The following is a 25,918-nucleotide window of genomic DNA, read 5'->3' on the forward strand; positions in this document are numbered from 1 at the left end:
TTATGAATACAGAAGCAATTGATTCCAAGGGTTATCTGAACATGGAGCTGTTGCGGTTTACCACCGCAGGCAGTGTCGATGACGGAAAAAGCACGCTCATAGGCCGCTTATTATACGATTCAAAATCCATTTTTGAAGATCAGTATGAAGCCATCGAAGAATCCAGTCGAAGAAAAGGGGATGAGAACATCAACCTTGCCCTCCTTACAGATGGCCTTCGGGCAGAACGGGAGCAGGGTATTACGATCGATGTTGCCTATCGTTATTTTGCGACACCCAAAAGGAAATTCATCATCGCAGATACACCCGGTCATATTCAATATACCCGAAATATGGTTACCGGCGCATCAACGGCAAACCTTGCCCTGATACTCGTAGATGCCAGAAAAGGTGTTGTCGAACAAACATACCGGCACACGTTTATTGCTTCGCTGCTGGGAATACCCCATGTTGTGTTCTGTATCAATAAAATGGACCTGGTGGATTATTCTGAAGATGTATTCACCGACATCAAGGACCGGATTGAAAACTTCTCTTCAAAACTTGATGTAAAGGATATCCGTTTCATTCCAATCAGTGCGCTGAAAGGTGATAATGTTGTGAATGAATCTGAGCATATGCCCTGGTACAAAGGCGGCACATTGCTATACATGCTTGAAAACATTCACATAGGCAGCGACCACAACCATATCGACTGCCGTTTTCCTGTTCAGTATGTAATTCGACCGCAATCCGATAAATACCATGATTTTCGTGGTTATGCCGGTAGAATCGCTGGTGGCGTGTTCAAGCCGGGTGATGAAATAGTTGCCCTGCCTTCTGGATTCACGTCGAGAATTAAGGAAATTAATACAGCTGACGGTCCGCAGGATGAAGCCTTCGCTCCACAGTCGGTGACGCTCCTGCTTGAAGATGATATTGACATCAGTCGGGGTGATATGATCGTTCGTTCAAACAACCGTCCCACTGTAAGTCAGGACGTAGACCTCATGATATGCTGGATGACCGAAAGACCGCTTCTGACCAACGGAAAATACGCTGTTAAGCATACCACAAATGACGCCAGGTGCCTGATTAAAAATGTTCAGTACAAAGTAGACATCAACACACTCCACCGTATTGAAGATGATAAGAGTATAGGCATGAATGATATAGCGAGGATCACCATCCGTACAACAAAACCTTTATTATTCGATCGCTACCAACGAAACAGAATTACGGGAAGCATGGTCCTGATTGATGAAGGAACCAATGAGACCGTTGGCGCGGGCATGATCGTTTAACCGACATAAAGCAATGCAGGAACGAGTACAGGAGATACTTAATGACATTAAAAGCTTCCAGGCAACGAGCCAGGATGAGCTGGAAGCCTATCGCCTGAAATATATCAGCAAGAAAAGCGTGGTGGGAGAGTTATTCGGTCAGCTCAGAAATGTGGCTCCCGAAGACCGTAAGGCCGTTGGCCAGACACTGAACGAGCTGAAACAGGCAGCACAGGATAAATTTAAGGAGCTGATCGAAAAGTTGGAATCAAGCACCGACCAGCAGCCTTCGGACGTACCCGACCTTACCTTGCCCTCCTATTCATTCCCGTTAGGCGGAATGCATCCGCTTACCTATGTGAGGAACAGGATCATTGAGATTTTCGAACGTATCGGGTTTAATGTGGCAGACGGACCGGAAATTGAAGATGACTGGCACAATTTTACGGCGTTAAATTTTCCCGAAAATCATCCGGCGCGTGAAATGCAGGATACTTTTTTCATTGAGCGAAATCCGGATATCGTTTTGCGTACTCACACATCGGGGGTTCAGGTTCGCCTGATGGAAAATCAAAAGCCGCCTATCCGATCGATTATGCCTGGACGGGTATATCGAAACGAGGCAATCTCAGCACGGGCTCATTGTGTGTTTCACCAGGTGGAAGGACTTTATGTTGACCGCAATGTTAGCTTTGTAGACCTAAAACAAACCCTTTATCATTTTGCAAAGGAAATGTTTACCCCGGAAACCCGGGTACGGTACCGGCCTTCATATTTCCCCTTTACAGAACCAAGTGCAGAGATCGATATTTCCTGCCAGATTTGTGATGGTGATGGCTGTCAGCTATGCAAGTACACAGGATGGGTAGAGATTGCCGGATCCGGCATGGTCGATCCCAACGTACTTGAGAATTGTGGCATAAATTCGGAAGAATATACAGGTTTTGCTTTCGGGATGGGAATCGAACGGATCACACAACTGAAATTTCAGGTAAACGACCTGCGCCTTTATACCGAAAATGATATCCGCTTTCTAAGACAATTTCAATCGTTGCATTGATGAACCGAATTGCAGTTATCGGAGCTGGTACAATGGGACTTGGCATCGCACAAATCTGCGGCCTGGCAGGGTTTCCAACACTTTTATTTGACATCGCCGATGATGCACTGAAATCTGCTGCGGATCAGATTGAGAAAAACCTCGCGAAGGGAATTGAAAAAGGTAAATTAAGAGAGGAAGAAAAATCCGCCGCACTGGAAAAAATTGAGTTCACGAGTGATCTGAATGCTGTAAAGGCTGACTTTATCATTGAAGCCATTGTTGAGAATCTCGAAGTAAAACAGAAGCTTTTTCATCAGCTCGAAAGACAGAATGGCGCGGAAACAATCATGGCCAGCAATACAAGCAGTATACCGCTTACTCAGATTGCAAGAGGCATGAAATTTCCGAATCGTTTCATCGGTATGCATTTTTTCAATCCAGCCCACATCATGAAACTTGTCGAAGTCATCAGGGGGGCCTCCACAGATCAGGAAACAGTGAACAAAACTGTAAGTCTCTCAAAGGGACTTGGCAAAACCCCGGTAATGGCAAAAGATTCTCCCGGATTCATCGTTAACCGGGTAGCACGCCATTTTTATGTAGAATCCCTGAAAATTCTGGAAGAAGGGGTTGCCCCTGTTGAAGATATAGATGCGCTTATAAGATCGACAGGCTTTAAAATGGGGCCTTTTGAATTAATGGACCTGATAGGTGTGGATACAAATTTTTCGGTTACCGAAAGTATGTTCAATTCATTCTATCAGGATGGTAAATTCAGGCCAAGCAGGATACAGAAACAGAAAGTGGATGCAGGTCACCACGGCAGGAAATCAGGAAAAGGATTTTATGACTACTCGTAAAAAGCTCAGGTCTGTTCTTTCAGTAATTTTTTTGGCGGTCCTCGCCATGAGCTGTGAAAGAGAAACTTTTGTTGATGAAATACCTCCGATAACTTTCGATGATATTTTCATAAACTTAAGTCTTCTGGAATACAATGATCTTAAGATCCGTGGTTACCAGTCGATCCCGGCCGGCGGAAACAGCAGGGGCATCATACTCTACAGGATAAACAATGAATACCGGGCTTTTGAACGAACCTGTTCATATCAGCCGTACGAAGCGACGGCACTTGTTGATGTTACACCTGCAGGGAATGCGATGACAGATTTCAGTTGTGGTTCAATCTTTGGGTTTGACAACGGATACCCTGAAGCAGGCCCTGCCCGCTCACCATTGCTTCGTTATCGAACCATATTGGATAATGGATTTCTCACCATCACCGATGAGGTGATCAACTAACTTCCTCTACCAGTTTTTCAATCAGGGAATCAATGGTGATGCCTTCGGCTTCTGCCTTAAAGTTTCTTACAATACGATGTCTCAGCGCAGGCTTAGACACGGCGATGACATCTTCAATATCAGGCGAGTATTTGCCGTTCAGCAACGCATTGCATTTTGCGCCGACTACCAGGAACTGGGATGCGCGCGGACCGGCACCCCATTCGAGGTATTCATTGGCCAGCGGGGACGACTTCGGGTTATTAGGTCTTGTTTTATGCACAAGACTTACAGCAAATTCTACCACATTATCTGCAACAGGAACTTTGCGTACAAGTTCCTGAAAGGCCAGAATCTCGTCGCCGGTAAGGACCGTCTGCACATTGGTTGTAAGATTTGATGTGGTCGCTTTTACGATCTCAACTTCTTTGTCATATTGGGGATAATCGAGCCTGACACTGAACATGAATCTGTCGAGCTGTGCTTCAGGCAGCGGATATGTTCCTTCCTGTTCGATGGGGTTTTGTGTTGCCAGTACAAAGAAAGGCCTCGTAATGCCATATTTCTTGCCTGCTATGGTAACAGCATATTCCTGCATCGACTCGAGCAATGCTGCCTGAGTTTTAGGCGGTGTCCTGTTGATCTCGTCGGCAAGAATAATATTCGCGAATATAGGTCCTTTGATAAACTTGAAATTACGGTCCTTATCAAGTGTTTCAGATCCCAATATATCGGATGGCATCAGGTCGGGTGTGAACTGAATCCTGTTAAAATCAAGATGCAGAGCAGAGGCGATGGTTTGAATCAGAAGCGTTTTTGCAAGACCCGGAACCCCAACGAGCAAACAATGTCCCTGGCAAAAAATCGAAGTAAGCAATAACCGAACAACCTCATCCTGCCCAATGACAACTTTGGAGATCTCGTTCTTCAGTTTTGTATACGCCTCAAAAAGCGAATCAGCTGCCTCTACTTCCGATTTAAATTCTTTCATATATTTTGCTTTTCAGGGAATGCAGATCTTAATTCACAATCCCGCAATAGTCATATTCGTCATCAATATTAATGAACACGTCATTCCTTGCCTTATTAAACCATTCATTCAGGATTCTGTTCTTTTTTTCGTTTAGGGCAGCATTCTGAATCTTTTGCCAGTCATCCTTCAGGTTAGCCTGATGAGGAGGAAGTTTGGATTTATAAAACAGAATTCGAACGGCTTCTTTTTCTTCAAGTGTTCTGAAGCGCGTGGGCTTCGAAATGGAACCAACCTCCATACTGTCCAGCGCAAGATATATCACCGGGTCCATCTCTTCGGCAGCGACCCGTAAACTCCCCTGCGAATCGGTGAAAAAACCACCGGAACTGGAGGTTAGCTTATCATCCGAGTATTCACGTGCCATTGTCGTAAAGGTGAGAGTATCTTCATTTATTCGCGTTCGCAAACTATCAAGAAATTTCTCCGCACTTCTAACGTCTTCTTCTGAAGGCTCAGGTATGATGATGATATGCCTGGAGTTATACTCATTACCACGGCGTTCCAGCAACTGTACGATATGAATACCGAAGGAAGTCTCAAACGGTTCTGATATCTCCCCTGGTTTAAGTTTAAGTGAATTTGCTTCATATTCAGGTGCCATCATGCCACGTGAGGCCCAGCCCAGGTTTCCACCATTGGGACCACTGGGTCCCTGGGAATATTCCTTTGCCAGTGCTTCGAATGATTCTCCCTGCAACGCCCTGGAACGAAGCACCGCCAGTTGTTCCCTGATTTGCGACTTTATGGTTTCGTTTGGCTCCGGAATTTTAACAATTTGGGAAACTTCCATTTCCGTTGAAAAGAAGGGCAAACTGTCACGGGGAATCTGGTTGAAAAATTTCCGTACTTCAGCAGGTGTTACTGAAACATCAGCCGTGATAGTTTCCTGCATCCGTTGTACCACCATTTGTTCCTTCACCTGATCACGAATCTCCGCCTGCAGTTCCTCAATGGTCTTGCCATAATATTGTTCAAACTGCTCTTCAGTTCCGCCATATTGCGAAAGGATAACCTGCATCCTTCGCTGAAGCTGATTATCAACTTCCAGATCAGAAACGATTACGGAATCTATTTCTGCTTTCGCCACCATCAGTTTACCGGAAATAAGTTGTGCAAGTATCCGGCATTTTGTGTCCGGCGCTGCCTGATTCCCGCTAGAGAGGTAATTCAGATAAGCCTTCTCAAGTTCCGATTTCAGCACGATATAATTATCAACCTTAGCGATGATCTCATCAATGATTACGCCCTCACCTGTTTGGGCGCGGGCGTTGATGGCCAGCATCACCAGGCAAAAAAGGAATATCTTATTTAAATATTTCAAACTGTTCATTTTCACTTGCCTCATTATATACTTTCTCCTCCAATTGTTCTGCAAGGGTCACCTTACGTTTATTCAGAATGATATTCCGAATATCATCCTTTACGAATTCCAATGGCGAAACATTGTCGGAAATCTTATATTCTTCGATCTTCAGGAAGTACCTGAATTGATCGTCACCTGTTTCAAAATACCGGTTATTTCTGAGAAATTGTACTTTATTCGGTATTTCAGCCATGGGCGAATTCTTGATAACCTCATCAAACTCCATCCACACCGAGTCGTCCAGCTGGTACGCATTTGCAAAACTAAGACAATAGGAGTTAAGTTCTTCAAAATCTTCGGTTTTCGTCGATTTCAGCCATGAGGAAACACGTTCCGGACGGGGAGCCGTGACAGGAAGTTTGACATACTTGCATCGGATGATATTTTGCTTCAGTAAAAAATTGTCAACATTCTCGTCGTAATAAGCCTTTATTTCATCCTCGCTAACCTCGGTGTTGAGGTTTTCATTAATATAATATGTCTGGTATTCATATCCCATCAGGCTGTACCGGTAATCCAGGATCTTCCGTTCAATATCGGCTTCATTGAACTGGATATTTTCAGAAGCCTCATGGATCAGCAGTTGCTTCCGGATCCAGCTGTCGATAAAATTCTGCGCGCGGGTGGCACTATCTTCCGGGGTCATCTCCGAACTGGCAATTCCTTCCAGGTCTCCCGCATAAAGATATTGATCATAGACCCGTGCAATGGGTTCCTGTCCTTCTACATCTTCCGGTTTGTCTTTCATCCGGATGAGATCACAGGATGTGACAAGAACCAGCAATATCAACCCTTTACCGTACCAACGCTTCATATACATAATTTACACCTGATTCATTTCTAATAACGGGATACTTATCCCTCAGTTGCTGTACCCATCGCTCTTCCAGGAATTGCTGATAGTCTGAGATAACAAGACCCCTGATCTTTTCGAATGGTTTTACTTTGTTCTCCTGAACGTCAGTTACATGAATAACGTACCATTTATACATGATATTTTTCTGATATATTCCCACCTGCATAGGAACGGATTTCCACGGACTGTCATCTCCCATGCTCCATTCAACCTCTACCGGAAGCAACGGGCTGCTGTTCAACTGCTGAAATTCCGACAAAAAAGAATCAAGCGAAGCCCCTTCTTTCAGCAGGCTGATCAATCGTTCACATTGCACAGAATCCGGCAGGGCATAAACGGTGGCTACAGCTGTTGTCGTTCCCGGATATTGATCCTTATGCTCCTGGTAATATGCACGCTGACCAGCTGAATCTTCACTGGCACGCTTCCATATCTCTTCCTCCATCAGCTTAAAATACAAAATTCCCTCGCGATATTCACGCAACAACATTTTGTATTCGGGATACTTCTCCTCCAGGTGAGATTCTTCGCACCGAATGATCGCATCCTGCTTGAACTCAGTATACTTTTGCAAAATGTATGACTCCGGATTTTGCGCATTTGGCTTCTGATTATCAGCAAGATAGAGGGCAAAATCATACTGTGTATACGATTGATCCCCAATACTGAAAAGAAATACGTTGTCATTTACCGGAGGAAGCGCCCATTGTCCGGAATTTAATGTTGAATCAGCCATTTCGCGCACCATTGATTTTGCTTCAGGATTCTCTGAGAAACCCCATTCCTCCTTGAGACGGCTGATGAGGAATTCCTGTCCGATTACCGATCTTTCATCCTGGGCAATACGTTGTTGAATTGCAGGCTCAAGCGCTTCACGGGTAGGAAGCGGGCGACGCTCCACCAATCGCAAAATATGCCAGCCAAATTGCGTCTGTACAGGATCTGAAATATCTCCTTTTGATTGTAGCGAAAAGGCTGCCTCCTGAAAGGGTATCGGAGCCTGTCCCACACTGAATGGATTTAAAACCCCGCCGCGTTCTCTTGTGCTGAGATCTTCAGAATGCTCCTTCACAAGCTGCTCCCACGGAACCCCGCCTGCAGCTTGCTCGTGCAACTCAAATATTCGGTTCCTTACAGCAGCCGTATCGGGCTGATGCCGCAGCATCAGATGGGAAACGATGACGGGGCCGTGTGCCCCCCGCCGGTCATTTACTTTGATAATATGATATCCGAAACGTGTTCTGATTACAGGTGAAATACTACCCACCGGCGTATTGTATGCTGCATTTTCAAAAGGATATACCATCTGCATGGATGTAAAATACCCCAGGTCACCCCGATTTGTACGGGCTGACGGATCTTCAGAAAACTCTGCGGCAAGCGAATCAAAGGAAGCACCATTAACCGCCATTTCCCGGATATCTGTGATTCTTTCTTTGGCACGAACCGTATCTTCAGGTGTCGGTTTTTCAGGAAACCGGATGAGAATATGCGAAGCGCGTATTTCCTCCCGGCTACGGTCAAATGCCTCATTGATCAGTTCGTCGGTTACACGTGTCTCGGTAAGATATGGCTGCTTCAATTGTTCCTCATAGGATGAAAGCTCCGTGCGGTACTCATTGAGGGTATCATATCCGCGGGCATAGGCTTCCATGATCTTTACCTTGAAATTCTCATAGAGATCAAGGTACTCCGAAATATCATTCCTGGTAAATGCACTGTCCATCTGTGCATTATTCTTTTCATAAACATATATGAACTCATCAGCAAAGATGGTGGAATCTCCTGCCGTAAACAGAACAGGGGGCATTTTTGCAGAGGAATCGGCAGATTGCTGGGGAGCCGGCTGGCAAGCGATCCAGAAAAAAGGAATCAAAAAAATAAACTGTCTCATACCAAAGTATTGGAAATGTGCAAGTTTACGTTATTTAGTCGGAAAAGGCGAATAAGAGATAAATTAGGCGATTTTTTTGGTTAGCTGACAAACATAGAATTCACCTTTTGGAAAGATTTTGATCTCGTCCATGATCTTTTTAACCAGAATCAGGCCAAGCCCACCTTTACGTTGCATCTTAATGATATCTTCGAGCTGAGGTGCCTTGTATTTATTGATATTGAACATTTCACTTCTGTCTATGATGTCGAAGATCACCTTGTCGCTATGGATATCTATCTCAAGCTGCAGTTCGTCTGAATCATCACATTCATGACCGTGAATAATCAAATTAGCGCAGACCTCATCCACAGCGAGTACAATGGTACTTATTTCCAGTTCATCCATATCATGTTTGCGAAGCACGCCTTCGGTGAAAGCCCGAATTTCACGCAGGCGGCTCTTGCTGCAAGATGTACTGTATAAATATTTCATGACAATGAAGATTTAGCGTCCTCCACCGTATCGCTAATCGTAAGGAGCTGATCCAGCCCCAATATGTCAAACACATTGCGCACTTTCGGGTTTAAACCGGCAATTACCAGGCCCGCATCCTGCTTTCTGAATTCCTCAATATAGGACATGAATACCCCCAGTCCCGCAGAAGAAATATAGCTCAGTTCAGAACAATCAACAATCAGATTTCCGGCCCCTTCTGAGATGATATCACCGATGGCTTCATCCAATTGAATGGATGAGCTCGCATCAATCTCACCAATCACTTTCATCACATTAAAATTTTCTTCCGATCTCGTTCTTATATCGACCATAGTCTTATTACGTATTTTGTTATCATTAGTTCAAATCTTAGTCAACCCTATTTAAATTTCACACATATCATCGTATAATCATCATCAATCGTCTTGGATCCTGTAAAAGCATATAGCTCCTCGATAAGAGTGTCAAGGATTTCTTTTACATCCCTACCCGGATTTCTTTCCAGTATTTCCTTCAGGCGATCATACCCGAACTCTTCACCCTTTCTGTTTTTTGCTTCGGTAATACCATCTGTGTACAGCAGCATGACATCGCCCGACTGATAGTGAAAATAATTCGTATGAATGTAATTCCGGTATTCATTATTTCGGATGATACCCAGGCCAAGCCCTTTATTTTTGAAGTAATGGGCCTTACCCTCCTGGTGGTTATAATACAGGGTCGGACAGTGTCCGGCACGGGTAAATTCTACTTTCTTCTGAGTGCTGTCGATCACAAAAAATGATGTGGTTATAAAGGAATTCTTATCAAGACATCGCCCGAGGGCATCATTTGCCCTGATAAGAAAATCACTTGGTGAAAGATCCAGCTGCGCAAGGCTCTGAAAAATTCCTTTCATCTGAGACATATGAAAGGCCGCGGATGTACCCTTACCCGACACATCACTGATGATCAGCGCTATACGGCCTTCACTAATTTGATATGTATCGTAATAATCACCACCCACTTCATCAGCTGCTTCCGTAAACGACATTATATCATAGTCATCGTCATGCTCAAGCTCCTTGGGAAGAAGGCTTTGCTGTACACGCTGGGCGATTTTCAGCTCTTCCTTATAGCGTTCATTTTTAAGGGCCTCCGATAATAACCTGAAGTTTTCAATGGATATCCCCGCCTGGTTGGTAAAAGTGCCAACGATCTTTGCCATTTCCTTGTTGAAACCGTCACTTACATCTTTAAGCACAACCAATGTTCCAAGTTGTTCATTTTTCACCAGGATAGGCTGAGTAAGAATAGACCGGAACCGGGTGCCTTTTATCAGTCCGAGATTCCTGGATTTATCTGTACCGGAATCAAAAAGTCCCTTGATATTATTTTTAGAGACATAATTCTTGATGACATCTATCTCAGCCCGCGAGATCTGGTACATGTAATACGTATCTTCTTCACCATTCTTCGGATGAATCTCAATCCAGCTGGCGTCTGCGAAAACGGTGGATACAACGCTTTCCAGTAATATTTCATAGACACGATCTTCGCTCTGCTCTGTCTGTATCGATTGGCTCAGTCGCTGGAAATTGACCACCTCTTCAAGTTTTTGCTCAAACACAGATGACGTGGGCAGATTAAACAGAATCACCAGTAAGCTGAACAGCGCATAGATGAAGATGAACGCCAGGATTGCTGTTATAAAAACATTTTCGCGAACATCAAGAAACTCCCCTTCAGTGAGATTATTGAGTTCTACTGTTGAACTGTACAGCACAAATGTGAAATAGAACAGGTAAAACATGGCCAGCAGTATCAACAGGATACTTTTCCATTTTTGCCGGAAATTGAGATAGGCCACCCATTTCATATTGGCAGATAGAAATATTCCAAGCAGAACCAGGGCACCGCCATAGTATTGATCTACCTGATCCAGGTAATCAAATGGTAGTGCCATATAGACCAGACTTATCAGGAAGGCATACTCAAAGATCTGCCATGATCTCAGAAGGAATTTTGATTTCTGATATATGATCAGCCGTTTCCAGACAATGAATGTCGAAACGAGATAGGCACTCACCAGACCAAGGTTCGCCAGGTAAATAAAATTCAGGAAAAGGACATTCTGTGCCAGTGATGACTGCCCCAAAACCTTCAGAAGTAATTCAAAAGCAAGGGAAACGATCGTGATGATCAGTCCGGTTACAAAGACTTTCCAGAGCAGGTCTACAAAATTGATGCTTTCGGCCTTTTCAATTTTAAACTTGTAAAAGATGAAAAGGGATAGAATATAGACACTCAACAGGATGGCCGGTAAGTCAACCGATACTTCCGGCTGAATATTATTCATCCTGCTGAAGAGAATTGTCTCACTTGTAAATACAAGCGCAAGCCAGCTGATTATGGCTACAATCGTTGTAAATCTTGTGACGGTGCGGGAACTAATTCTCATGGTCTAACTAAACGCCATGAAGATACAAAAATGATGTGGATTCATGCCAGACAAGACGGGGTGTCAGGCATGAATCCATGATGATGTGTTATTTTCGGCTGTAATTGGGAGCTTCCCTGGTTATAAAGACATCGTGCGGATGGCTTTCCTGCACACCTGCCGCTGTAATTTTTACAAATTTTGCATTCTTGAGTTCATCCATCGTCGACGCACCGCAATAACCCATTCCAGCTCTCAAACCACCGACAAGCTGATACAATACTTCCGAGACCAACCCTTTGTAATCAACACGGCCCACAATTCCTTCCGGTACCAGTTTTTTAATATCATCTTCAGCGTCCTGGAAATAACGGTCTTTTGACCCGTCTTCCATCGCTTCGAGGGAGCCCATTCCACGATAGGATTTGAATTTTCTGCCTTCATAAATAATCACTTCGCCGGGAGCCTCTTCGGTTCCAGCAAGCAGGGAACCGATCATTACGCTGTCAGCTCCACCCGCGAGGGCCTTTACAACGTCACCTGAAAAACGAATTCCGCCATCTGCAATGACAGGAACCCCTGAACCCGAAATTGCCTTGGAAGATTCATATACGGCAGAAAGCTGTGGTACACCAACACCGGCGATGATCCGCGTAGTACAAATACTTCCAGGTCCAACACCTACCTTGATTGCGTCTGCACCTGCTTCCACAAGACGTTTCGCGCCTTCCCCCGTGGCAACGTTTCCGACGACCAGTTCCAGGTCAGGATATTCGCTTTTAACGCGCTTACAGGCATTGATCACTCCCAGTGAATGCCCGTGAGCCGTATCGATGCTTACAACATCCACTCCTGCCTTAATCAGGGCATCTATTCGTTCAATGATATCATCGGTCACACCAACGGCTGCACCAACTCTTAGCCTTCCGTATTCATCCTTGCAGGCATTGGGTTTGTTCCTTTTCTTCAGAATGTCCTTATAAGTAATAAGACCGGTAAGCACGCCATCTTTATTCACGATCGGCAGTTTTTCAATCTTATGTTCCTGGAGAATATCCTCTGCTTTTTCCAGTCCAATATTTTCTTCCGCGGTAATGAGACCTTCACTTGTCATAATGTTGCGGATGGGTGTTCCCATATCCTTGTGAAAACGCAAGTCCCTGTTGGTAATAATACCAATAAGCTTCCTGTTCTCATCAACCACGGGAATACCTCCAATCTTGTACTCCCGCATGATCAACTCAGCATCACGTACGTTTGAATTTACGTTGAGAGTGATGGGATCGAGGATCATACCACTCTGACTACGCTTCACCTTGCGCACCTGCTTGGCCTGTGATTCGATGTCCATATTTTTATGGATGAAACCGAGCCCGCCCTCGAGAGCCATGGCAATGGCCAGCTCAGACTCAGTCACCGTATCCATTGCTGCCGAAATCAATGGAATATTCAAACGAATATTTCGTGTCAGCTGCGTAGAGGTGTCTGCATCTCTGGGAAGAACCTGGGAAAAACCGGGGAGAAGAAGCACATCATCGTAGGTAAGTGCCTCAAAAAGGAATTTGGAAGTATCTAAGGACATGGCAAATAAGCGTTAATGTTATTTGCCGTGCAAAGCTAAAGAGACCGGAGCATATAAAAAATGAAATCCCGCTAATTAATTTCACTCTGGCTGTGTATATTTCAGAAATGAAGTTGATTAAAGCATGCCTTTTTGTCTCATGCTGGCTATTCATTGCTCCATTAATGGCCCAAACCTACGAGGGTAAGGCCTCTTTTTACGCCGATAAATTTGAGGGCCGGCCTACCGCAAGTGGTGAAAAATATCGTGCCCGTGAATTTACGGCCGCTCACAGGACACTCCCCTTCGGCACAGTCGTCCGGGTGACCAACCTCGAAAATAAGCGTGAAGTGATTGTCACAATTAATGATCGCGGACCGTTTGTAAAAAGCAGGATAATTGATCTTTCCAAAGCGGCTGCTCAGAGCCTGGATTTTATTTTACAGGGAGTAGCTGATGTTCGCGTTGAAATTCTTGAAACGGGTGAACTCGATTATTTCCTTGATGTTTCCGGAAATCCCCTGAGTCCGAAGGGGTGGTATATCCAGCTTGCCAGCTTCAGTGAGAAAGGAAACGCTCTTGTTTTTGCCCGTGACATTAGTAAGGCTCATGGCACAAGTGTTTTCCTGGAGCAAAAAACAGTTGAAAATATACCCCGTTACCGTGTTCATGCCGGTCCGTACGAAAGCAGAAATGCCGCTGAACAAACAATGAAACTACTACAGGCGTCCTTCAGCGGAATCATGTTGAAAGAGCAATTATCGGGTAGTCAATAAAGACCCGTCAGCGATTTCGGTTTTCAACAGAGATGTTATGCGTATGCTGGATAAAATAGGAATTACCCTGTAGCGTAGTAATCTCGGCGACAATCGGCACTTCTTTCATGATGAACATTCCTGGAGGAACAGGGAATTCCATATTTGCTTTTCCCTTTCCATTTCCTTCAAGTTTGGGAGCTCCGTCGGGTATCGCCCCATTCTCATCAAGTGCAGTAACATAATATTCGACCCGTCGATTACCGTTGGAAACATTCAATTCTACAATAAACTTCCCGTTCTGCATGAGTTGATCCCTTTCGGTTACAACCAGGTGCGGGTATTTCTTCTTAAGGCTTCCGTCAAGCAAATATTCCTTCAGGCCTGTCGTTGGTTTCCCTTCAAAATAAGGTACCTCAGACATCAGGTTCCCGTTTTTATGATACCGTTCACGTATCCCATGCAGCTTTCCATATTCATAACGGGAGATCTGATAAGGCTTGCCGTTCTCATAGAAGGTCTTCGCCTCCCCATGTTTGTACCCATTTACATATTCAATGGATTGACGGAGGGTACCATCCTGATAAAAGTTTTTTGCCAGACCGTTTTTCTTCTTATTTTCGATCGGAACTTCTGTCTTCAGTGTTCCGTCAGGATAATACGCTCTGAAAAAGTTTTCATCTTTCTTGGCCTTTTCCTCCTCTTTCATGAAATCCGGAACACAGGAAGTGACTAAAAATAAAACCAGGAGTAAAGTGAGATTTCGCATTATTAAAAAAATTAATAGTTTGCAAATAAATTAAATATCCAATGTCAGGCCAGGAAATTATTCAGGAAATTACATCATATCTCCTTTCGATGCCAGTTTCTGAGGGCCTGGGTCTGATTTTTGGTATTCTCGCTGTGGTCTTCCTGATCCGCGAAAGTATCTGGACATGGCCCTGGGGTATCGCATATACGATCATTTCGCTCATTGTCTTCTGGGAGCAGCGGCTTTATGGCGATTTACTCCTGCATATTCTTTACCTCGTCCTTAATATATATGGATGGTATCATTGGCTGCATGGAAATGCCGACAAAGAATCTGAGTTACCGATCAGTAATATTCCGGGCAGAAATTTCCTGCTAATCATGCTTTTATCAGCTGTAGGAATAGCCGGATTTGGATTCCTGCTTCAAAATTATACCAACGCTTCCGTTCCTTACTGGGACAGCACTACCAGTATTTTAAGTGTTGCAGCCATGTGGATGACCACACAGAAAAGAATTGAAAACTGGATTCTCTGGTTTATTATCGACATCATCGCAACGGGTATCTACATCTATAAGTCAATGTATTTTTACGCCCTGCTATACTTTCTTTACATTGGGATGGCAATTGCAGGATATTTGGAATGGAAAAAGCTTCAGAAAAAACAAGAACTTCTGTCCTTAAAATAGGGATAACCGGTCCCGAGAGCAGCGGCAAAACCTGGATGGCCAGGGCCCTTGCCGACATGTTCGATGATCTGTGGCTTCCTGAATACGCCCGGGAATATTTATCAGTTCTGAAGCGGCCCTACAATGAAGAAGATCTTAATAACATTGCCAGGGAGCAATTAAACCGGGAGCATGTATACCTGGAACAAGCCGGGCGAATTCTGTTTTGCGACACGGATGCGCTGGTTTTAAAGATCTGGTATGAACATAAATTCGGTATGGTCCCTGAATTCATTGAAAAGAGCCTTGGCACCTATTCGATGCATCTGGTGATGAAGCCCGACATTGCCTACGAGGAGGATCCGCTCCGGGAAAATCCTGAATTGGGAAATTATTTCTTTAACTGTTTTATTTCAATCCTGGATTCGAGGAAACTTAAATATGAAGTAATCTCCGGGTCTTATGGTGAGCGCATAAAAAAAGCCGGAAAGTATATCCAGCAATTGCTGGATAATACCCCGGCCTGAAAAAATTATCCTTAATGGATTAACGTCTTACTAAGGAATTATTGTATTCGTGGGCAACTGTTTTATTTTCTACCCCCATCGCTTCCATTACTGCATAATAATCATTGAAATCAATCGCTGCCATTTTTCCTCCTGCCGTTACGAACTGACCTGGAATCACAACTACACGAACAATCCAGTCATCAGTATCGATCGGCTGCAACAGGTCCGGATCAAAATCAGTATTCAGGAACAGACTTACATCATATCTTGTAAAATCATAGTTATACTGGATCAATCCGTTATCGGTAAATACTGTCTGGGGAAGTGCCCTCCAGATATCCACCAATTCTCCGTCAATTTCAGTTTGCCCCCAGAGAAAATAAACCATAGTTACATCTGATGGAAGAGCAACAAAATCATCCAGGTACGAAAGGAATACGGTGTAGTCATCTTCGGGACGGAAGTCAACCTCATATTCGAAGACAAAACTTTCAATATTCACGCCGTCCTCGCCGGGAGCACCCTGCGGGCCGCGCGGACCAATCGGACCTTCCGGGCCTTCACACGCCACAATGGTCACAATCACTAATAAGAATGGAATTAACTTTTTCATCTCAATCAATTATTTATTTTCATACTACACAAACACCGTTCCATTTCACGGATTCCCAAAAAAAACCCACATAAGAATGTGGGTTTCAATGCGTTGCAAATTTATAAATTTAAGGTTAATTATCCTCAGGCATTAGGACCACCTGAATGAAATGATCCTCTGTCAGGTACTTTTTCGCCGTTTCTTTGAGCTTATCGGAGGTTAAAGCGTCAATTTTTTCGTTGAAATTTTTCACCCTTTCAAGAGGCAGGTCATAGTAATATGAATAAAAGAGCGCACTAACCCAGTATGAGTTCCTTTCCAGCTCCTCCTTCCTTTCCCGGCGTTGTGATTCCTTGATTTTCTGAAGATCTTCGTCTGAAACTCCCTCTTTCTTGATTTTTTCTACCTCAGCCAGCGCAGCATTTATCAGGTCCTGAGTATTTTCCGGAGAACAGGGAAACCCGATTCTGAATGTATAATTCTCATATGGGATCTTTGTCATACTTCCGTTGGCACCAACCCCATAAACGCCGCCTTTCTCTTCACGAAGGATTTCAATAAGCTTGTTAGAAAGTACTTCTCCCAGCGATGAAAGGTAATAGCTTTCATCGAGATCATACGCCGCAGGACCTGTGTAGATCATGGTAACAGTACTTTTGGGATCGGTACCCTTTTTGATTTCTTCCTTCAGAGGTCCTGCAGGAGGCCGTATTCCAAGATCTTTGTACGATTCGGTGGAAGCGGACCCTGGCAAACTACCGAGGTAGAGTTCAAGCATTGGTTTGATTTGTTCAATGTCGAAGTTACCCACGAAAAAAAACGTAAAATCACCGGCATTTGCAAAGCGTTCCGTGTATATCTCAAAAGAACGGTCAAAGTCGATGCTTTCCATCTCTGCTACAGTAGGGAAATACCCTCCTCTTGGGTGGTTTTGAGAAAGAATACGTGACAGTTTATCAGAATAAAAGAATTGCGGACTTGCCATCAGGTTTTGCATCAGCATTTTATTCTTGTTCACAAACGAACTAAATGCATCGGCATCTTTACGAGGGGCGGTGAAGTACAGATGCATAAGCTGCAGTGCCGTTTCCAGGTCCTCAGGGGTGGTACTGCCGCTCATTCCTTCATTATACGTACCGATAAAAGCACCTACAAAAACAGATTTCCCGGAAAGCATCTTTTCAATATCGGATGGAGAAAATTCACGGACCCCGCTTTCAGCTACAATCTCACCTGCATTTGAAGCTTCGAGGTCATCTTCCTCTGAGTATAGAGATCGCCCGCCCATCGAGAAGCCTCGAATCACTATTTCATCATTTTTAAAATCCGTGGATTTTAAAATAACCTTCATCCCATTTGATAATGTAAGCTCTGTAGCCTCTACTTCTTCAAGCTCTTTTGAGGCAGTGATTTTACCAGGAGTTGGCATGGTATCGATAAAGGTGGTTGCCAGCTCCTTGTCCTCATAAGGAGTTATTTCTTCTGACTGTGCCTCATTCAAAATTTCAAGGATATCATTGGTACCGGGCATGGTTAATCCTTCCTTGTCAGGCCCCATAATTACTACGACCCTGTTTTCATCGGTAATCCAGTTGGCGGCCAGGCCATTTACTTCCTCAAGTGTAATGGAAGGAAGAACAGCTTCGTAAAATTCATATTCGTATCCGATTCCCGGGATGGGTTCATCTGAAAGAAAATTTCGAATGTATTCAGACGCATAGCGGCCCGATTCTGTTTTGTCTTTTTCTTTAAAAGCAACTTCATAGCGATTCAGGACTGTTTTCTTGTATCGGTCAAGCTCTCCCTGGGTAAACCCATATTTCTTAACGCGTTCATTTTCCCGAACAAGCGTTTTGAGACCCTTTTCAATTCCATTTTCCCCTACAACTGCAAAAGATGAATAGGAACTTTTGGTACGCACCATATTTCCATAGCTGGAACTGGCAAACAAAAATGGTGGATCGGCTGATTCCTGAAGTTCCGATAACCGTTGATTCAGCATGCCGTTATACAAGGAATACACCGCATCCCGCCGGAAATCGCCTACCGTTTCTGTTTTTTCAAGATCCTGCTTATAAACTAACTGGATCTGGGTGAACTGAGCTTCCTTGTCGGTAACAACCGAAACAAAGGTTTCCGGATGATCCGGCACGTCAAACAATTGCTTAGGACGTGGATTCTCGGGATTTTTTAATTTACCAAACCGTTCTTTGATCATCTTTTCCATCTCGTTGACATCAATGTCGCCCACAGCAACAATTGCCATAAGGTCCGGTCGGTACCAGTCCCTGTAGAATTTTCTCAACGTCTCATAATCAAAGTTTTCAAGGACTTCCTTTTTTCCGATTGGCAGCCTTTCCGCATATCGGGAATCTTTAAACATTACCGGGAACCATTCGTCACGCATTCGTTGATTTGCGCCCTGCCCAAGTCTCCATTCCTCGATTACAACACCCCGTTCCTTATCAATTTCCTCGTCTGTAAGAAGCACATTGGACGCCCAGTCTTCCAGAACCAGAAGCCCTTTATTCAATATCTCTTCATCGTCTGATGGAATCGGAAGAATATAAACCGTTTCATCAAAACTGGTGTAAGCATTGAGATCTGCACCGAACTTTACACCTACAGATTGCAGGTAACTGACCAGTTCGTTTTTCTCAAAATTACGGGTGCCATTAAATGCCATGTGCTCCATAAAATGCGCAAGACCCTGCTGATCTTCATCTTCCATCATGGACCCGACATTCACTACCAATCGAAGTTCAACCTTATCTTCAGGCTTCTCATTATGACGAATATAATACGTAAGGCCATTTTCAAGAACCCCCACTTTCACATCGGGATCAATGGGTATTTCCTGATTGATTTTACCTTGAATCTGATTTTCCTGGGCATAGAGGAATGCAGGAAACAGTAGCCAGACAGCTATCCAAATTACTTTTTTCATAGAATAGAAAATTTTGTCGTTTACAGAATAAACCGACCAGAGGTGTCAATAGTGAAGATACGCAATCCTGAATACTTACACCTAAAAAATTAGTCAGGATATTATATCTCCGGAAGTTTCCTGGTGCGCTTCATCCCCGGAATTGTCCTGGAGCAAATGATCTTCACGATCCTTGAAGAAACTTTTCTGAAAAATAAGTATGGAAACTACCCCGATGAAGATGGAGGAATCAGCAATATTGAATACCGGACTAAAAAACAGGAACCTGCCGCCACCTACATACGGCACCCAATCCGGATAGTAGCCATCGAATATGGGGAAAAACAGCATATCCACTACCTGGCCGTGAAACCAGGGTGTTGGAGAGCCCGCCGGAGCATTCCCAAGTAAAACACCGTAAAAAGTACTGTCAATGACGTTACCCACGGCCCCGCCAAGAATCAGGGCAAGACACCAGAGAAGGCCCGCCCTCGCACCTTTTTTATACAGAAAATAGATATAGTAGGAAATCCCGACCATAGCCAGTAACCTGAAGAGTGTCAGGACCAGTTTTCCGTAGGTATGATCCGAACGAAGGCCAAAGGCCATCCCCGGATTTAAGAGATAGTGAATCCTGAACCAATCGCCAAAAACATTAAATTCTGTATTGAGGTCCATGTTGTAATGAACCAGGAGTTTCACAACCTGGTCGATCACTATCACTAATAAGGCTAGTAAATAATATTTCTTCAGCTTCACTTATAACTCAATTTTAACCTGGAGTTTTTGATCATCAATATCCAATTCCACAGAATCAGAAATTCCCTCTTCAAATTCCAGCGACAATGCCTGCGTTTCCCTGCAAATATACTCCTTATTCGCCCTCAGTGCCGTCTCAATCAGTTCTGGTGCCGGTGCAATTCTGATTTTAATCTTGTCCTGAACGTCGAGACCCATATCCTTCCGGAGATTCTGCAACCGGTTTACGACATCACGGGCAATACCTTCCTGTCTCAGATCATCGGTAAGGGTTATATCAAGTGCTACGGTAAGATTTCCTTCAGAAGCTACCGACCAACCGGGAATATCGTCATAAAAAATCTCTACATCTTCGGGGGTGAGAGTGATATCCTGACCTCCTGCCTGTACTGTAAATGATCCGTTTGATTCCAGCTCCGAAACCGATTCCGGGCTCATTTTCTGGATCACTCCGGCAAGTTCCTTCATGGCCGCCCCATACATCTGTCCCAGTCTCCTGAAATTCGGCTTGATCCGTTTCACCAGAATTCCGTCATCATCAGAGACAAATTCTATCTCCTTGATATTAACCTCTGAAAGTATGATGTCTTCAACTGCCTCTACCTGTCGTTTAAATTTATCACTCACCTTCGGCAACAGGATCTTCTGAAGCGGCTGACGCACCTTGAGTTTGTGTTTTTTCCGAAGAGAATGTACAAGCGATGAAATACGCTGTGCCAGGCGCATACGCTCCTCCAGATCCGCATCAATGACATTTTCATCACTGGTCGGGAAATCCGCAAGGTGGACAGATTCACAGTCTTCGAGACCTGTAACACTGTTCAGGTCAAGATAAAGCTGATCCATATAAAAAGGCGCCACTGGTGCCGACAGCTTTGCAATGGTTACAAGGCAGGTGTAAAGCGTCTGATATGCCGCTTTTTTGTCGTCATTAAAATCACCGCGCCAGAAACGCTTCCGGTTCAGGCGGACATACCAGTTGCTCAGGTCATCAATTGTAAAGTCCTGAATAAGCCGGGTCGCGCGGGTTGGTTCATAATCACTATAGGCCGCAGCCGCCTGGCCGATCACCGTGTTTAGCCTTGAAAGAATCCAGCGGTCGCTCTCTGTGCGATTTTCCACGGGAATCACTTCCCCGGAAAAATCAAATCCATCCAGGTTTGCGTAAAGTGAAAAGAAGCTGTAGGTGTTGTGCAATGTGCCAAAGAAACGACGCTGAACTTCCTGAACCCCTTCCAGGTTAAACTTCAAATTATCCCAGGGATTCGCATTTGAGATCATATACCATCTCGTAGCGTCTGCGCCATAGGTATCAAGTGTTTCAAACGGATTTACGGCATTGCCAAGGCGCTTCGACATTTTATTTCCATTCTTGTCAAGAACAAGTCCGTTGGCGATTACATTTTTAAAAGCCACACTGTCAAAAAGCATGACGGCGATGGCATGAAGTGTGAAGAACCAGCCACGTGTCTGATCAACGCCTTCAGCAATAAAATCCGCTGGAAAATTTTCCTCGAATATATCCTGATTCTCAAAAGGAAAATGCCATTGGGCATAGGGCATAGCCCCGGAGTCGAACCAGACGTCGATCAGGTCTGGTTCACGTTTCATGGGTTTGCCGGACGGACTTACCAGGGTCACATTATCTACAAATGGTCTGTGAAGATCAAAATCTTCAGGTAATTCACTCTCCATAAAACCAGCTTCTACGGCCTTGTCCACCTCCCTGCGAAGTTCTTCCATGGAACCGATACAGATTTCCTCAGAGCGATCCTCGGTCACCCAGATGGGCAATGGTGTACCCCAGAATCTGCTTCGTGAAAGGTTCCAGTCGACCAGATTTTCGAGCCAGTTTCCAAACCTGCCTGTACCGGTTGACGCCGGCTTCCAGTTGATCGTTTCATTAAGAGCAACCAGCTTATCCTTCATGGCAGTGGTCCTGATGAACCAGGAATCCAGCGGGTAATATAAAACCGGTTTATCAGTTCGCCAGCAATGCGGGTAACTGTGCTCGTATTTCTCAACCTTAAAGGCCCGGTTATCTTCTTTAAGCTTTATCGCGATATCTACATCAAGGGATCTTTCAGGGGCTTCACCATCCGGATAGTATTCATTCTTCACAAACCTGCCACCAAATTCTCCGATTTCCTGAACATAACGGCCTTGTTTGTCAACGATCGGGCCACGGTTTCCTTCATTATCGGTCACCAGGATCGCACCGATCCCGTTCTGGGCAGCAACGCGCTGGTCATCTGCACCGAATGTAGGTGAAATATGTACAATACCTGTTCCATCCTCTGTGGTAACGAAGTCACCCACCACTACCCTGAAAGCCGGCCCGTCGGGCTGTACATAGGGCAGCAATTGCTCATATGTACGACCTGCCAGCTCTTTCCCCCGGAAGGTCTCTACAATCCTGTATGGAATTACCTTGTCACCTGGTGAATAATCTTCAAAGGGCTGATCCTTACCCTTCTCATCAAAATATGCGCTTACGCGATCCTTTGCGAGAATTACTTTAACCGGCTCATATGTGTAGGGATTGAAGGTTTCAGCCTTAACATATTCAATATTTTCACCCACTGCCAGCGCTGTATTCCCAGCCAGCGTCCACGGTGTGGTCGTCCATGCAAGGAAAAAGAGATTATCCTCATCCGTTGCTTTAAACTGGGCAGTGACGGTTGTATCCTTCACATCCTTGTAGGTACCTGGCTGATTCAATTCGTGTGAACTTAGCCCGGTGCCTGCAGCTGGGGAATAGGGCTGAATGGTATACCCTTTGTAGAGGAGCCCCTTATCGTAGAACTTCTTCAGTAAGTACCACAGTGTCTCCATGTAATCACGATCGAACGTGACATATGGATCATCAAGATCGACCCAGTAGCCCATCATACGGGTGAGGTCATCCCACTCATTCTTGAATTTCATTACCGTTTCACGGCAACGCAAATTATATTCTTCAACGGAAATTTTCTTTCCGATATCTTCCTTTGTAATTCCAAGTTCCTTCTCAACCTGAAGCTCAACGGGCAAGCCATGAGTATCCCATCCTCCCTTACGCTTAACCTGGAATCCCTCCATGGTTTTAAACCGGCAAAAGATATCCTTCACGGTTCTGGCCATCACATGGTGAATTCCCGGTGTTCCATTCGCAGATGGAGGACCTTCGTAAAAGGTAAATGTGGGCTTACCCTCCCTGGTCTCGACAGATTTTTCAAAAATCTTCTCCTCTTCCCAAAACTTCAGGACATTTGCCGCCACTTCGGCATAATTGATCTGTTTATATTCCTTATACTTCACTTCTTACTTAAATCGTTTGGTTTTTGTTTTCCGGCAGTTCAACTGATCCGTTCCCGTTTGAGTTTTCATTTTCCAGATCCTGGTAAAACCCGTCATCATATTCCTCAATCAGCGGATGTTCCTGCGGATCACGCCTGCCATCATCAAAGGTTAACAGCAAAGATGGTAACAAAATTAAATTCGTAAACATTGCAATCATCAGTGTGATTGATGTTAAAATTCCAAGTGCGATCGTCCCCCCGAAATCTGACCATGCAAATATGACGAATCCTGCAAAAAGAATAACTGAGGTATAAATCATACTTGCGCCCGTTTCGCGTAAGGTTTTACTCACGGTAATGGGTACAGAAAACCTGTTCAGGAACAGTTCCTGTCGGTATTTCGCAAGAAAATGAATAGAATCATCAACGGAAATTCCAAAAACAATACTGAAGATCAGGGCCGTACTCGGTTTTAACGGGATACCAAAAAATCCCATGATGCCTGCCGTTATCAGGAGGGGAATAATATTTGGAAGCATAGAGATGAGAATCATCTTTAAATTTCCGAAAAGTACCCCCATGATCACGGCGATGAGAATGAATGCCAATATGAGGCTGAAGCGTAGATTCTGGATCAAAAATTTATTTCCCCGAATGAATAAAGGGGTAGTTCCCGTAATACTGATCTTAAGATCGGTACCGGCAACAAGGGAGTCAACTTCCGGACGGATCACTTCTTCTATCAGGGAATCCATTTTTTCAGATCCGATATCAGCAACCTGCATGGAAACACGCATCACCTGCAGTGTCGAATCCACGAAAGAATTGAATAGTCCGGTGCTGTCCGACTGATTTCGCATATACCGAAGTATAAATGATCTTTCCCGGCTTGAAGGCAGGCTGTAACGATCAGGATTGTTATTGTAGAATGCCTGTTTTGAAGCTTTTACAAAACTCACAAGGGAAACCGGAAGTGATATATCTTTCTGGCTGTGTAAAAATTCCTCAAGATCCTCGATCTTATTCAGGTTTTTAAGCTCCAGGACACCCCGGCGCTCGCCAGTATCAACTACCATTTCCAGTGGCATAATGCCGTTGAAATTCGCTTCAAAGAATTCAAGATCCGTTCGGATCTCACTTTTCTCTGGTATGTCGTCTACCATGAATGCTACCGCCCTCAGGCGTGTCATTCCCAATGCAGCCAATGCCACAAGAAGCCCGGTGATGAGATAGACAGTTTTACGGTGCGAATAGATCCATTTGTCCAGCGCACTCAGCACAACGTCAAGCGGTTTGAACTTCAAATGTTTGAGCTGTTGGGTATTCGGGGCCGGCAACCATAGAAAAACAGCCGGGATCAGGATAATTGACACGATGAATGTCGCCATGATATTCAGTCCGGCTACGATACCGAACTCCCTCAGTATCACAATTTCAGTGGTAGCAAGTACCAGAAATCCAATTGCCGTGGTAAAGTTCGTGATCAGCGTGACCACCCCGATCTTGCGGACGACCCTGCTTACGGCCATGACCTTGTTACCGTGCAGTTCATATTCCTGGTGATATTTATTCAGCAGGTACACGCTGTTCGGGATCCCGATAACCACGATAACAGGAGGTATCAAACCTGTAAGCATTGTGATCTTATATCCAAAAAGAACGAGTGATCCCAGAACCCAGACTACCACCACTCCGATGATCACCATGGGAAATACAACGGCATCCCACGTTCGGAAAAACAGGAAAAGGATGATCGCAGTTACAAGTACCGAAAGGATGAGGAACATCTCCATCTCCCTTTTCACCTTACTGGCGATCACAGAACGTACAAAAGGGAGTCCCGCATAATGCACAGTAATTCCGCTGTTTGCTTCAAAGAAATCTCCGGCAGCAACAATTTTCTCGGTAAGACCGATCCTTCTTTCCGAATTAAGAACATCCTTATCGATAGAGATGAGCATGAGGGTGGCTCCGTTGGATTCGTTCAGCAACCGCCCACTGTAAAACTTTTGATCGAAGGCAAGCTGGATGAGGCTGTCCATCTCAGCCTGATTAGTAATCTCATTTCGGAAAATCGGCACAAGGTTAAACTTCCGCTCAGCCGTATCCTTTTCAAATCTCTGAATTTGAGGCAACGAATACACCTCATTAACACCTGTGAAGGTTTTGATACTGTCGCTCAGGCGGCGAAACAATTCAAAATTATGCACATCATACAGACTGCTGTCCTTAACCCCGATGGCAATAAGATTACCATCCTCACCGAAGAGTGATTTGAATTCCATGAAGTTGATCATATCCGGATCATCCATGGGTACCGTTTTGGCGAAATCATAGCTCATTTCAGCCTTTCTGGCGTGGTACCCCATGAACACTGTAATGACACCGATCAATATGACCAGCGTCAATCGGTACTTCATGATGATATGGGAAAGTTTAGTCCACATTATGGCAAGCCACAAAGGTAAGGATTTTCATGTTTTAACCTA

The 25,918-nt window shown here is 44.5% G+C and carries 21 protein-coding genes; 7 read left to right on the forward strand and 14 right to left on the reverse strand.

Annotation, left to right across the window (positions count from 1 at the left end; genetic code table 11):
• Positions 1–2 precede the first annotated feature (2 nt).
• From cysN to LDX50_RS25610, 4 genes are read left to right on the forward strand one after another with little or no spacing between them, the layout of a single operon-like run.
• Positions 3–1,283, forward strand: coding sequence for a sulfate adenylyltransferase subunit CysN (cysN, locus tag LDX50_RS25595; RefSeq protein ID WP_225699124.1), 1,281 nt, complete (start codon positions 3–5; stop codon positions 1,281–1,283).
• 13 nt (positions 1,284–1,296) lie between these two features.
• Positions 1,297–2,322, forward strand: a complete 1,026-nt coding sequence (pheS, locus tag LDX50_RS25600; protein ID WP_225699125.1) for a phenylalanine--tRNA ligase subunit alpha — start codon at positions 1,297–1,299, stop codon at positions 2,320–2,322.
• Complete coding sequence (locus LDX50_RS25605; RefSeq protein WP_225699126.1) at positions 2,322–3,164, forward strand: 3-hydroxyacyl-CoA dehydrogenase family protein; 843 nt, start codon at positions 2,322–2,324, stop codon at positions 3,162–3,164. The genes pheS and LDX50_RS25605 overlap by 1 nt, the downstream gene beginning before the upstream one ends.
• Positions 3,151–3,603: a Rieske (2Fe-2S) protein gene (locus tag LDX50_RS25610; RefSeq protein ID WP_225699127.1), complete on the forward strand. Its 453-nt coding sequence runs from the start codon at positions 3,151–3,153 to the stop codon at positions 3,601–3,603. Before LDX50_RS25605 ends, LDX50_RS25610 begins: the two co-directional genes overlap by 14 nt.
• On the opposite strand, the gene LDX50_RS25615 is transcribed toward LDX50_RS25610, so the two are convergent.
• The 8 genes from LDX50_RS25615 to guaB form a co-directional block, all read right to left on the reverse strand.
• Positions 3,596–4,573: an AAA family ATPase gene (locus tag LDX50_RS25615; protein WP_225699128.1), complete on the reverse strand. Its 978-nt coding sequence runs from the start codon at positions 4,571–4,573 to the stop codon at positions 3,596–3,598. The two genes, LDX50_RS25610 and LDX50_RS25615, sit on opposite strands and share 8 nt — an antisense overlap.
• 28 nt (positions 4,574–4,601) lie before the next feature.
• Positions 4,602–5,945 (reverse strand): peptidylprolyl isomerase, encoded by a 1,344-nt coding sequence (locus LDX50_RS25620; RefSeq protein WP_225699129.1) that lies wholly within the window; start codon positions 5,943–5,945, stop codon positions 4,602–4,604.
• Positions 5,920–6,792 carry a peptidyl-prolyl cis-trans isomerase gene (locus LDX50_RS25625; RefSeq protein WP_225699130.1) on the reverse strand — a complete coding sequence of 291 codons (873 nt, stop codon included), beginning with the start codon at positions 6,790–6,792 and terminating at the stop codon, positions 5,920–5,922. Before LDX50_RS25625 ends, LDX50_RS25620 begins: the two co-directional genes overlap by 26 nt.
• The gene (locus LDX50_RS25630; RefSeq protein WP_225699131.1) at positions 6,773–8,728 is read right to left on the reverse strand and encodes a peptidylprolyl isomerase; all 1,956 of its coding nucleotides are present in this window, start codon (positions 8,726–8,728) and stop codon (positions 6,773–6,775) included. The genes LDX50_RS25625 and LDX50_RS25630 overlap by 20 nt, the downstream gene beginning before the upstream one ends.
• Before the next feature lie 63 nt (positions 8,729–8,791).
• A complete protein-coding gene (locus LDX50_RS25635) occupies positions 8,792–9,202 on the reverse strand; it encodes an ATP-binding protein (RefSeq protein WP_225699132.1) in 411 nt (136 codons plus the stop codon).
• Positions 9,199–9,537: an STAS domain-containing protein gene (locus LDX50_RS25640; protein ID WP_225699133.1), complete on the reverse strand. Its 339-nt coding sequence runs from the start codon at positions 9,535–9,537 to the stop codon at positions 9,199–9,201. Before LDX50_RS25640 ends, LDX50_RS25635 begins: the two co-directional genes overlap by 4 nt.
• 47 nt (positions 9,538–9,584) lie before the next feature.
• Entirely contained in the window at positions 9,585–11,645 is a 2,061-nt protein-coding gene (locus tag LDX50_RS25645; protein WP_225699134.1) for a GAF domain-containing SpoIIE family protein phosphatase, read from the reverse strand.
• Between the two features lie 88 nt (positions 11,646–11,733).
• Complete coding sequence (guaB, locus tag LDX50_RS25650; RefSeq protein ID WP_225699135.1) at positions 11,734–13,206, reverse strand: IMP dehydrogenase; 1,473 nt, start codon at positions 13,204–13,206, stop codon at positions 11,734–11,736.
• Positions 13,207–13,313: 107 nt separating this feature from the next.
• Between guaB and LDX50_RS25655 the strand changes: the two genes are divergently transcribed.
• On the forward strand, positions 13,314–13,961 hold the full coding sequence (locus LDX50_RS25655; RefSeq protein ID WP_225699136.1) for a septal ring lytic transglycosylase RlpA family protein: 648 nt from the start codon (positions 13,314–13,316) through the stop codon (positions 13,959–13,961).
• Between the two features lie 7 nt (positions 13,962–13,968).
• Here the strand turns inward: LDX50_RS25655 and LDX50_RS25660 are convergent, their stop codons facing one another.
• A complete protein-coding gene (locus LDX50_RS25660; protein WP_225699137.1) occupies positions 13,969–14,709 on the reverse strand; it encodes a toxin-antitoxin system YwqK family antitoxin in 741 nt (246 codons plus the stop codon).
• A 41-nt stretch (positions 14,710–14,750) separates the two neighbouring features.
• Here LDX50_RS25660 and pnuC point away from each other — a divergent pair, with 41 nt between their 5' ends.
• Complete coding sequence (gene pnuC / locus LDX50_RS25665) at positions 14,751–15,380, forward strand: nicotinamide riboside transporter PnuC (protein WP_225699138.1); 630 nt, start codon at positions 14,751–14,753, stop codon at positions 15,378–15,380.
• Positions 15,335–15,886, forward strand: a complete 552-nt coding sequence (locus LDX50_RS25670; RefSeq protein ID WP_225699139.1) for an AAA family ATPase — start codon at positions 15,335–15,337, stop codon at positions 15,884–15,886. Before pnuC ends, LDX50_RS25670 begins: the two co-directional genes overlap by 46 nt.
• Positions 15,887–15,905: 19 nt before the next feature.
• Here the strand turns inward: LDX50_RS25670 and LDX50_RS25675 are convergent, their stop codons facing one another.
• From LDX50_RS25675 to LDX50_RS25695, 5 genes are all read right to left on the reverse strand, one after another.
• On the reverse strand, positions 15,906–16,481 hold the full coding sequence (locus LDX50_RS25675) for a collagen-like triple helix repeat-containing protein (RefSeq protein ID WP_225699140.1): 576 nt from the start codon (positions 16,479–16,481) through the stop codon (positions 15,906–15,908).
• 115 nt (positions 16,482–16,596) lie between these two features.
• On the reverse strand, positions 16,597–19,410 hold the full coding sequence (locus tag LDX50_RS25680) for a M16 family metallopeptidase (RefSeq protein ID WP_225699141.1): 2,814 nt from the start codon (positions 19,408–19,410) through the stop codon (positions 16,597–16,599).
• Positions 19,411–19,503: 93 nt separating this feature from the next.
• Positions 19,504–20,148 carry a lipoprotein signal peptidase gene (locus LDX50_RS25685; protein WP_225699142.1) on the reverse strand — a complete coding sequence of 215 codons (645 nt, stop codon included), beginning with the start codon at positions 20,146–20,148 and terminating at the stop codon, positions 19,504–19,506.
• Positions 20,149–23,448, reverse strand: coding sequence for an isoleucine--tRNA ligase (gene ileS, locus LDX50_RS25690; RefSeq protein WP_225699143.1), 3,300 nt, complete (start codon positions 23,446–23,448; stop codon positions 20,149–20,151).
• A gap of 7 nt (positions 23,449–23,455) precedes the next feature.
• Positions 23,456–25,849 (reverse strand): efflux RND transporter permease subunit, encoded by a 2,394-nt coding sequence (locus LDX50_RS25695; protein WP_225699144.1) that lies wholly within the window; start codon positions 25,847–25,849, stop codon positions 23,456–23,458.
• Between the last annotated feature and the right edge of the window lie 69 nt (positions 25,850–25,918).

The organism is Fulvivirga sedimenti (assembly GCF_020328055.1).